The sequence below is a fragment of the Flavobacterium sp. AG291 genome (assembly GCF_003350375.1).
GTDB classification, from domain to species: Bacteria; Bacteroidota; Bacteroidia; order Flavobacteriales; family Flavobacteriaceae; genus Flavobacterium; species Flavobacterium suzhouense.
The window spans coordinates 162,405-173,437 of sequence record NZ_QQAR01000006.1; the positions used below are offsets into that span (position 1 = coordinate 162,405).

General features: G+C 43.9%; 4 protein-coding genes and 1 pseudogene. All 5 read right to left on the reverse strand.

The window, feature by feature from the left end:
- Nucleotides 1-411: pseudogene (locus DEU42_RS17455) on the reverse strand (hypothetical protein); the annotation flags it as partial.
- A 1,582-nt stretch (nucleotides 412-1,993) separates the two neighbouring features.
- Complete coding sequence (locus DEU42_RS08690; RefSeq protein ID WP_114757899.1) at nucleotides 1,994-2,851, reverse strand: outer membrane beta-barrel protein; 858 nt, start codon at nucleotides 2,849-2,851, stop codon at nucleotides 1,994-1,996.
- A gap of 18 nt (nucleotides 2,852-2,869) precedes the next feature.
- A complete protein-coding gene (locus tag DEU42_RS08695; RefSeq protein ID WP_114757900.1) occupies nucleotides 2,870-8,512 on the reverse strand; it encodes a T9SS type A sorting domain-containing protein in 5,643 nt (1,880 codons plus the stop codon).
- Between the two features lie 38 nt (nucleotides 8,513-8,550).
- Nucleotides 8,551-9,450 (reverse strand): M28 family peptidase, encoded by a 900-nt coding sequence (locus DEU42_RS08700; protein ID WP_114757901.1) that lies wholly within the window; start codon nucleotides 9,448-9,450, stop codon nucleotides 8,551-8,553.
- A gap of 3 nt (nucleotides 9,451-9,453) precedes the next feature.
- Nucleotides 9,454-10,812, reverse strand: a complete 1,359-nt coding sequence (locus DEU42_RS08705; protein ID WP_114757902.1) for a hypothetical protein — start codon at nucleotides 10,810-10,812, stop codon at nucleotides 9,454-9,456.
- Nucleotides 10,813-11,033 lie beyond the last annotated feature (221 nt).

Genomic DNA, 11,033 nt, shown 5'->3' on the forward strand with positions numbered 1-11,033 from the left:
TGGGGTGATCTTACGGATCTTATTATTATTACTATCGGCAACATAGGCATTGTTAGCACTATCAAATACTATTTTATTTATTCCATTAAAACTGGCCAACGTACCGCTACCGTCTGCTGTACCCGAACTTCCAGTACCCGCAAAGGTACTTACCGATGCATTTGAGGATGTTAGCGGCAGTAAATACCCTGCAGGATCTCCTGCTACAGAGGGAGTAATCGGTGAAATTGCTGTATTAAGCAGGAAAGATCCAGGCACTGTATAACTTGGCACTGGAGGACTTACCTGCGCAATCATGCTATTAACAACAAACAGCAACAAGAGACTCCATACTGGCCTTCTAAGTCTGTCAGAAGGAAACCCACCGCTATCATGACCAATAACTGTAGATCGGTAAGTAATTGTTTTCATAATTTTCTTCATTTAAATATTAAATACTATCAATTGAAAAACCAATAATTGAGCAAAGCTAGTATATAAAAAGGAGTCACTACTCTACTTCTACTTTCCGATAAATATGTGTAAAGCATAAATAAATAAACGTAAGAAGAATATTTAAAAAATAAATATCTACTAACAAAAATCGTAACTAAGCAGCATCTTAAAATTTTATAAAAATGTAATTTACAATATGTAAATACCAACTAAAAACTTAATCACGTTAGTTGGTTTATGTATATCAAATGCCGTTTAATAGTTGGAAACAGAAACGTAAAGTATCTTCTGATATAATGCTATCATATCAGACTATTCCTTTCAAGTTATAGTAATCTGTGCCTGTGATCGTGTTATGCATCTGGTATCGAATTAAATTCACATTGTAATTCAGTAGCCAGCGAAACACAAAAAACAAAGAATTAAGAAATATCATGAAAATACTGTCTTTTTGTTTTTTCCACTTTTTAAGCCGCAGAGGACTGTAAGCCCAAGCAATAAAAAACTACTCATATGAAATGGACGCTGCCTTAAAAATAAAGGACAGTTGTTTGATATATGCCCCCGAATACCAAAGATGACATATTAAAAGTGTTAAAAAGAATGATTCGGCAATTGTAAGTTAAAGCTAATAATGAATTGTCAAACAGGATTAAACCTGGCTCTGTTTATTCTAGTATGCTTCATGTAACAATATGAAAGCCTAGAACTAGAAAAAGTGGATGTTATCGTTATTTATTAACTGACGTCAGGATAAATACCTACAGAGTAGTTACTTGCAAAATGATATTATAATCGTCTCTACAGGAACGCTGCTCAGGGTGCCATGAGAGTAAACTTTTAACCAATTTGTTATTTCGACAATATATTTACTGCCTTTTCAAGGCTATGACATTGTTATAAAAAATAATGTTGAAGAAGAAAAATTTAGTTATAAATGAAAGACTATAGATTATATTTGGAGCGTATCTAAATTATTAAAGATTACAGGGATTACAATAAAGAAGTTTTTATAGATTATTTTAATTTCTTTAAAACCTTATTCAATCCTTTACGCTTTAAATTCGATTTGCGAAACTATCTTAATAGAAAAATAGATTTTGTAAAAAAAACTACCCATTAGAGCAAGTTATAAAATGCTGCAATAGAAGGGACTGCATAAAGGCGATTGGCTAATATTGATCTGAAATCTCAAAAATCAATCCGTTTACTTATTGTCACGCAGGAAAAAAGCATTATGGAATTTCAATACTATTTACATATTAAGATATTAGTTTAATATCTTGTAAGGTTCAGGCTCACGTTTTTATGTCAGGTCTGTATAAGTAGGTTTGCACAGGTGGATGATATAGAACCAATTAATCACAATAATGCAGTGACAATTCGAAATCACTCTAAAAAATCATTTATCAATAACCTTACAACAAAACTGAATACCTTAAATGGAAATAAAAAAGCCGGTTACCCGGCTTTTTGTTTGCTTTCCTCTTTAGGTACTGTTGCATGTCAGTAGCTTATTGCCCACTGACCGCGTCCTAATCGGTTAAAGCTCATATAATCAAATGTTCAGGAACGAATACCTCAACTTTACTCCAAAGGATACCGTCCTGATTTCACCAGCCTGTACGGAATTCATCAGACTGTTATAGCTAAATCCTGCACCATTTCCATTGAGTGTATATTCCACCGGGGCAGACTTTTTGCCTGCAATGTTATTCAGGCCGTAATCCACGTAAAGACCGGAATAAAGTGTACCTTTTCCAAAATGGTGCATCATTCCTAGTTCAAACGCGGCGATGTAGGATGGCTTTAACCTGGAATCTTTATTTTCGACGCTGATGTTTTCAAACGCTCCAAAGCCCATGAAGGCAGGATCAAACAATTCAGAGTTATATTGGGGATAATAACCTGAGGTTGAAAGATTATAGACCGCCCTGGATTTATAAGTCAAAGGCAATCCTACTTTGGCTCCAACCCGGGCATATAAACCATGCTCCTTGCTTCGGAATACCAGCATCAGCGGAATATTCAAAAAGTTTACCGTTTGCTTTTCTTCAACCCTGTGAAGTGCGTACCGGAATTCAAAAGCCTCCTGCTCAAAATCAGTAGCTTGATAGGCGCCATTAATACCGGAACCTTTGATTTTGGAATTCGACCTTTGAAATTCAGCACCTGTTGCGATGCCAAAGTAATCCGATAAAAAGTATGTGTAGTCAAGGCTAAGGTTAAAGCCTGCACCCTGGATCACCTTTGCACCTTGCAGATCATAATCAAGATACGAAGCTACCCCACCTACTGTAAAAGATAACTCCGATGAATACTTTTTTTCCTGTGCGTTAGCCGTTGGGTATGTCAGCCATAGCCCGGCTAGGGCTATGGTAGAAATACTTTTTATAATACTATTATATTTTTTCATGGATGTCTTATAATGGGATTATTTACGAACGATTATCTTGAATGACTTCCTGTGTTTGCTGGTTGTACAGCTCACAATATATACACCTTCCTCAATCCCTGAGGCGAGTTGCACCTCTGTAACCCTTTGGCTGGTCAGCCCGGAATGTATCAGCCTTCCGTTTAGGTCATGAATATCAATTCGCATATCATTGAGTTCTTTTGTCGGAAAGTCAGCGGTTATGGTTATTTTGCTGCCTGTTACAACCGGATTTGGCAATACCGATATACTAAAACTGTGCTCTAGCGTTATCTGGCCGATACAGGTCTGAAGCTCTTCGCCCTCCACAGTAGTTAGCTTAAGGTAATATTCCGCGTTGGGATCCAGCATGTCCCCGTTAGTCGGCCCCTCAGAGAAGTACTGCTCGCGACCTACTAACATTCCATTCTTGTACCACTCATAAGCTGCAAAGCTATAGCCTCCATTAGTCGAAGGATTGTTGTTAGCTAATAACAAATTGTCAAACTTCTGCTCAACAATGTCATAGAACGGGAACATTTTCTCTACTGTTACAGTAAAGGTCTGAGTCAGGTTCCCGTCCTGGGAAGTAACGGTTATAGCCTGAGTATATATCCCGGGTTCAGGTGTCTGGATCACAAAGGTATGGCCCGGAACTACACTTGCATTGGCTTCTGTAAGCAGATTTACGGTTACCGATTCTGCCGCTTCCTCACAAACCATCAGGTGATAGATCTCCTGCCCGGGATTATCATAGGCTACATCGCCGATTGTTATGTTATGGATGCTTGCATCACTACTATTGATGACCAGCTGTTGGGTTACCGGTGTTGCCGGCAGGTAATTGCTGTCACCATCCTGGTAAGCTGTTATCGCTATGACACCCGAGGTAAGCATATCTACCCATCCTTGTGAGGTTACCGTCGCCGGCGTTGCTGGTGAGGTAAAGGTATAGGTATAATTTACCTCAAGACCGGAAGATGCGGCAGCTGTGAGCTGGAAATCAGGGTCGGTCTCAAGATTTTTTACAGGTAACGGATCAAAGGATATAAGCTGTTCTGCCTTCTCTATAGTCAGGGTAGCCGTGAGTACTACCGGGCTACAGTTTGGCGCGTCCGGTGCAGGATTTACCAAAGCCGTTACGGTATAGGTACCTGCATTAATAGCAGCATTGCCTAATCCCGTGTCAGGGCTGATAGTGTAATCTACCGTAGCCCCTGTTGGAAGGTTTTCCACACTTATGGCTTGTGCTGCGGTGTTATAAACAAAATTTTGCCCGGCAAAGGTTACAGCATCAATAGCAGACCCGGTTACCGTTATGATTTGTGTTTGTGTGGTAATGTTGCCGTTGCCATCATCATACCTCCAGGTAATGACATAGTCACCCTCAGCTGTGTAAAGCAGTGGGTCTGTAGTTGAAGCCAAAAGTGTACCCGCACAGTTATCTGTCGCTATAGGTACCGGAATATCGCTTTCAAGCACCTGGCACTGCATTGTTATGGCTGGAAGATTCGATACAGCTGGCACTGGTGCTATAGTATCGGTAATAACAACATTTTGAGTCTGTGTTGTGGTATTGCCATTCACGTCTTCAAATGCCCATGTAATGACAGTAGTACCCTGTGCTGTAATAGGGAATACAGTATCTGTTGTTACCAATATACTACCAAGGCAATTATCAGTGGCTGCGGGAACCGGAACATCTGATTGGGTTACCAGGCATTGTGCAATAATATCAGGTAATGCAGCGACTGCAGGCTCCGGGGCTTGTGTATCTTCAAATCCAACGGCAACAGTAGCAGTTAAGGTGCAGCTATTAGCATCTGTTACCATTACTGTGTGGTTTCCAACAGAAAGAGTCTCCGCTGAAGCAGTAGTTTCACCATTATCCCAAACATAAGCATACGGCAGTACCCCTCCGGTAACAGTAATTGTGGCACCACCGTCACTGTTTTCCGCGCAGGTGGCAGGAAAATCCTGGGCAACTGTTGCAGTAAGCGGTGCAGGCTGTGTTATGGTAAAGGATTGTGTAGTGACACAACCATTGGCGTCGGTTACCGTCACGGTATACGTACCTGCACTAAGGCCAGTTGCCGTTGCTGCCGTGCCCCCTGAAGGGGACCATGCATACGTATAGCCCGGCGTACCCCCGCTAACGTTCACTGCCGCTGAGCCATTGGCTCCGCCATTACAGGAAACATTGGTTTGTGCCCCTGAAGTTGCAGTAAGGGCCGAGGCTGGCTGGGTAATTATAAACGATTGGTTGTCAGTACAACCATTGGCATCGGTTACCGTTACGGTATAGGTACCCGCGCTAAGCCCGGTTGCTGTTGCCGCAGTACCTCCTGATGGCGCCCAGGTGTACGTGTAACCGGGCGTCCCTCCAGAAACTGCTACTGTCGCTGAACCATTGGCTCCGCCATTACAGGAAACATTGGTCTGTGACCCTGCCGTTGCATTAAGCAGTGCAGGCTGTGAGATGGTGAAGGATTGTGTATCTATACAGCCGTTGGCATCGGTTACCGTCACCGTGTAGGTGCCTGCGCTAAGTCCGTTTGCTGTTGCTGCCGTTCCTCCTGATGGTGCCCAGGAGTAGGTGTAACCCGGCGTCCCTCCAGAAACTGCTACGGTCGCTGAACCATTGGCTCCGCCATTACAGGATACGTTGGTTTGTGTGCCTGCCGTTGCATTAAGCAGCGTTGGCTGTGTTACGGTGAAAGATTTTGTAGCCATACAGCCGTTGGCATCGGTTACCGTCACGGTATAGGTGCCTGCACTAAGGCCGGTGGCTGTTGCTGCCGTACCTCCAGATGGTGCCCAGGAATACGTGTAACCCGGCGTTCCTCCAGAAACTGCTACGGTCGCTGAACCATTGGCTCCGCCATTACAGGATACGTTGGTTTGTGTGCCTGCCGTTGCATTAAGCAGCGTTGGCTGTGTTATGTTGAAAGATCTTGTAGCGATACAACCATTAGCATCGGTTACCGTCACCGTGTAGGTGCCTGCGGATAGACCAGTTGCTGTAGCTGCCGTACCCCCTGATGGTGCCCAGGAATACGTGTACCCCGGCGTTCCTCCAGAAACTGATACTGTCGCTGAACCATTGGCTCCGCTATTACAGGATACGTTGGTTTGTGCACCTGCCGTTGCATTAAGCAGCGTTGGCTGTGTTATGGTAAAAGATTTTGTAGCGGTACAGCCATTAGCATCGGTTACCGTAACAGTATAGGTGCCTGCGGATAGACCAGTTGCTGTAGCTGCCGTACCTCCTGATGGTACCCATGAATAGGTGTAACCCGGCGTACCCCCGGTAACGTTCACTGTAGCTGAACCATTTGTCCCGCCATTACAGGAGACATTGCTCTGTGACCCTGCCGTTGCATTAAGCAATGCCGGCTGTGTTATGGTGAAAGATTGTGTAGCGATACAGCCGTTGGCATCGGTTACCGTCACCGTGTAGGTGCCTGCGCTAAGTCCGTTTGCTGTTGCTGCCGTTCCTCCTGATGGTGCCCAGGAATACGTGTAACCCGGCGTTCCTCCTGTGACGCTCACTGTAGCTGAGCCATTAGAACCGCTGTTACAGGACACATTAGTTTGTGCCCCCGCTGTTACAGTAAGCGGTGCTGGCTGTGTTATAGTGAAGGATTGCAAAGCGATACAGCCGTTGGCATCGGTTACCGTCACGGTATAAACACCTGCACTAAGGCCTGTTGCTGTTGCACCCGTACCTCCTGATGGCCCCCAGGAGTAGGTGTAACCCGCTGTTCCGCCCGTTACCGCTACTGTCGCTGAGCCATTGGCTCCGCTATTACAGGAAACATTAGTTTGTGCCCCTGCTGTTGCAGTAAGAGGTGAAGCGGGCTGGGTAATTGTAAATGACTGGTTAGCGATACAACCATTGGCATCGGTCACAGTGACCGTATAGGTACCTGCGGTAAGGCCGGTTGCTGTTGCCGCAGTACCACCCGATGGTGCCCATAAATACGAATAGCCCGGTGTACCCCCCGTAACATTCACTGTCGCCGAGCCATTAAAGCCGCCGTTGCATGATACATTATTTTGTGCACCTGCTGTTGCAGTAAGCGGTGCAGGCTGTGTTATGGTGAAGGACTGTGTAGCGATACAGCCGTTGGCATCGGTCACCGTAACCATATAAACACCTGCTGTAAGTCCGGTCGCTGTTGCTGCCGTACCTCCCGATGGTGCCCAGGAGTAGGTGTAACCTGGCGTTCCTCCTGTGACGTTCACTGTAGCTGAGCCATTAGAACCGCTGTTACAGGACACATTAGTTTGTGCTCCTGCCGTTGCAGTAAGCAGTGCTGGCTGTGTTATGGTGAAGGACTGCGTAGCGATACAGCCGTTGGCATCGGTTACCGTCACGGTATAAACACCTGCACTAAGGCCTGTTGCTGTTGCCCCCGTACCTCCTGATGGTGCCCAGGAATACGTGTAACCCGGTGTTCCTCCAGAAACTGCTACTGTCGCTGCGCCATTGGCTCCGCTATTACAGGAAACATTGGTTTGTGCCCCGGCTGTTGCAGTAAGAGGTGAAGCGGGCTGGGTAATTATTACCTGTTCCTGAACAGAAGCACCATTAGCATCGGTTACGGTAACGGTATAAGTTCCGGCTGCAAGTCCCGTCGTAGTGGCAGTGGTGGCTCCATTAGACCACAAATAAGTGTGTGGTGCGGTGCCACCGCTAACGTTAGCCGTCGCTGAACCGTTAGCCCCTCCATTACACAGTACATCCACTGAGGTAATACTAACAGAAAGGGTTTCTTTTAGTCCCAAAGTAAAAACACCAAATGTTTGCAGGCTATTGGATGTCACTTCACCGTTTAGGGTGTCGCCTGTGCCTGTACCACCTTCGTTTGCCCATGCTGTGCTTTCCTTATGCGCTATTTTTACCCTGTCAAGATCGGTAAAAGAAAGGCTCTTATAGTCGTCCCAAAAAACTGTCACTGTACCTTCTGCAGTTGTCACAGGCTCCAGTACCCAGTGTTCGTTGGTATTATATTCCGAAAGATATATCGTTTCTGTACCCGTATTAACAAATGTGCCTGATCCTCCATCGGTTGGGCTATAGCTACCCAAAACACCGCTGTTGTTAGCTGTTAAGTCAATTTTTACAGGCTGGAACCTGATACCGTCTCCCAAAGGGAACCGGAAGCTACCCGTACCAAGCCTTTTAACATACCCACTGACATGGGAAACAGCTGAGGGGGTGAGGTAAGACGAATTTTGCGTAAACTCTAAAAAATTTGAAGCAGAAGATGCCCCTACTATACCGTTTGTAAATGTAACGATGCCATCTGCCGATATACTATTGTTTAGTTGTATACCTGCACTGTTGTTGATAACCATATTATTGGTCTTAAGCAAACTTGTACCACTTATGCTCTGCTGGGACGAACCTTTAAAAGTAAGGGTTCCGCCATCATAAGCTGTCGTACCGTCGTTGCTAATGTTTCCGGTAAGCTCTATGCTACCCTGGTTCTTAACGGTTCCATTGTTTGTCACATTGCCATTAACATACAACAAACCGCTATTGGATATAAAAAGATTATCTGAACCTCCCCCTGAAACATATAACTGCGCATGGCTTTTATAACCCGTTATAATAAACAGCGTTATAATTAATGTTTTATATAATTTTGTTTTCATTCAGTTCAATTATTATATTATCTTTTTAAAAAGAAGTTTTAATTTTTAACGAGAATTTTACTTAGGTAAATTTTCAGGTAATTGTAGAGTGCCACTATACCTTCAAAATTTATCTTTTCTGCATCGTCAGTACCCTTATGATAATCATCATGCATGCCGGTGGATAAAGTGGCAGCATTAAGTTCCCTATGAGCGAAAATGGTATGATCCAGTTGAAAGTCGTTATACTGTAGCTGAACTTTAAAACTTTCATTTTGCCCGGGGAACTCGATGTTCCATCCTGTTCCTTCATTAATCCTCATAAACAATTGAGGCTCCGCTATACTCATCCTTCCTACCATGTCAAAATTCACCAACGCCTTTGCGCTTTTTATCTTACTAAAATGCCTGTCTGCAAAAGAATCAGATCCATAAAGCCCTGATTCATGTCCGGAGAAGAAAATAAAAACAATGTTATATTCCCGGTATGCATCACTTTTTACAAAATAATCTGCCAAGAGAAGCGATAAGGCTACGCCACTGGCATTATCGTCAGCTCCGTTATGAATTACATTTTTAAAAACTTCCCTGGAATGCAAGCTTTCCATAGGCAGGTGGTCATAGTGGGCGGTGAGAACAAGCCTGCATTCTTTTTCAGGATTGGTACACGCTATAATATTCATGGTTCTGACTTTTTTCCCATTTTCGGTATACGAAAAACGGTCCCCGTATCCTGATTTGACAAAAGGCTTAAGACCTGACTTTTTCAGTCTGCCGATGATCCAGTCCGCGGCAAGTTTACTCCCTTTTGTGCCGGGTGCCCGTCCTTCCAGGGTGTCTGAAGCCAGATAGTAAATATCTTTTTTAAGCAGGCTTCTTTCAGTTTCATTGTCCTGGCACCATACTGCGGAAAAAAAAAATAACAGGAAAAAGACAGAAAAAATAAGTTTCCCCGCCATGTATTAGTTTTGCTTTACTTCTTTTCTTGCCGTTGCAGGAGGAAGATCTGTACGCAAGCCCTTGCCATCCCACCAAAGCGGATCGGCATTTCGCTCTTTGTTATTTTCATTGTACATTGTTGCTTTTAGCTTCTCGTCAAAGCGCTCATCTTTTAACATCTCAGGCAGCGCCACTTTTGCAGCGTCAACACGTTTTGCAGATACGACCCATGAAAACTCAACGTTAGCGGCAGATCCGTCAACAGTCGCAACGGTAAAGCCGGAACGGTCTACTGATTGTATATAAAGCGATACCGGTAAGCCTATAGCCGTAACATTTACAACAGGCTTTTCATTTTTATCCATCATGGAAATAAGTTCCTGTGAGAAAGCGACCTTTGCACTCCCATTAGTTAGGGCAGCATATCCATCATCCGATATTTTCAGTTTTGTGGAGGTTGTGTTATAGGCGATCTCCCTGCCGCTTTCGCTGCTGACAATATCAGCCTGGTAACCCGAGGTGTATTCATTACCCACATTGTAGGACGCATATACGTCTCCTGCGCTTGTAAAGCCTAAAACCTCGCCGCGCGTCCAGCCTCCCATAAAGCCACCGTAGGCACCAAGGCCTATACCTGCCTGGCTGTTGTTGTCAAGATATCCTGTTCCGGTAGATAATGCTGTCGTGGCATAAATACCATAAAAAGTTGAATTACTTGCTTTATAGCCTAATGATCCCCAGTAAGAACCATAAATCTCAGAACCTATTACTCCCCCTGTCCTCACAAAGTCATTGTAATTCCAGCCTCCTACACCAAAAGAATAATCATCACCCCAAAAAGACATACCCGTTACAGCTGTATTTGAGGTGGGTTGTCCGTATGAAGTACCCTGATTTTGACTATTTCGATCACGGTAGCCGTATATGCTCGACTGGCCATCACCGTTAGCAGTAAGTTGCTGACGGTAGACGAAAAGCTGTGAGCTAGCCTGAACCGGATAATTCACCGAAACAGAGGTTCCGTTATCTTGCAGAAGTGAATTGGTAATAGCACTGGTACCTGACCATTTTGTAATTCTGTTGGCGTTCCCCGAGCCTGTTATTCCGTCCGGTGCTACTTTTGCCCAGGCAGTCCCATTGTAATAATAAAAACCAGCGGTGTTGTCGGTTTGAAAGACAAGCAGTCCCGTCGCAGGAGCCGCAATGGCATCGCGTTGCGCCTGTGACAGGCGGGGGATTAGAAGCCCCTTATCCGTTGAGGTAATATCAAGCTGAGCAGAAGCTTCAGGGGTATTTGTTCCAACGCCCACATTACCCGACTGGGCTGCAACAAAACAAGATACTCCTGCGGTAAAAATGATTGATAGTAAGGTTTTTTTCATATTATTGGTTTTTAAATAATTAAAGTTAAAGTTATTAAAATTTTACATAATAAATACTGAAACACAGAATTTATGTTAATTAATTAAAAAATGTATTATTGTTTCTAATTGTATTTAATATCAGATAATTGTAAACTATCACAACAGTAAATTTTTGTCATACAAAATATAATTTCATTATTTTAACTTTGTTATAGACTTGACAAGACAAAAAAAAGTAC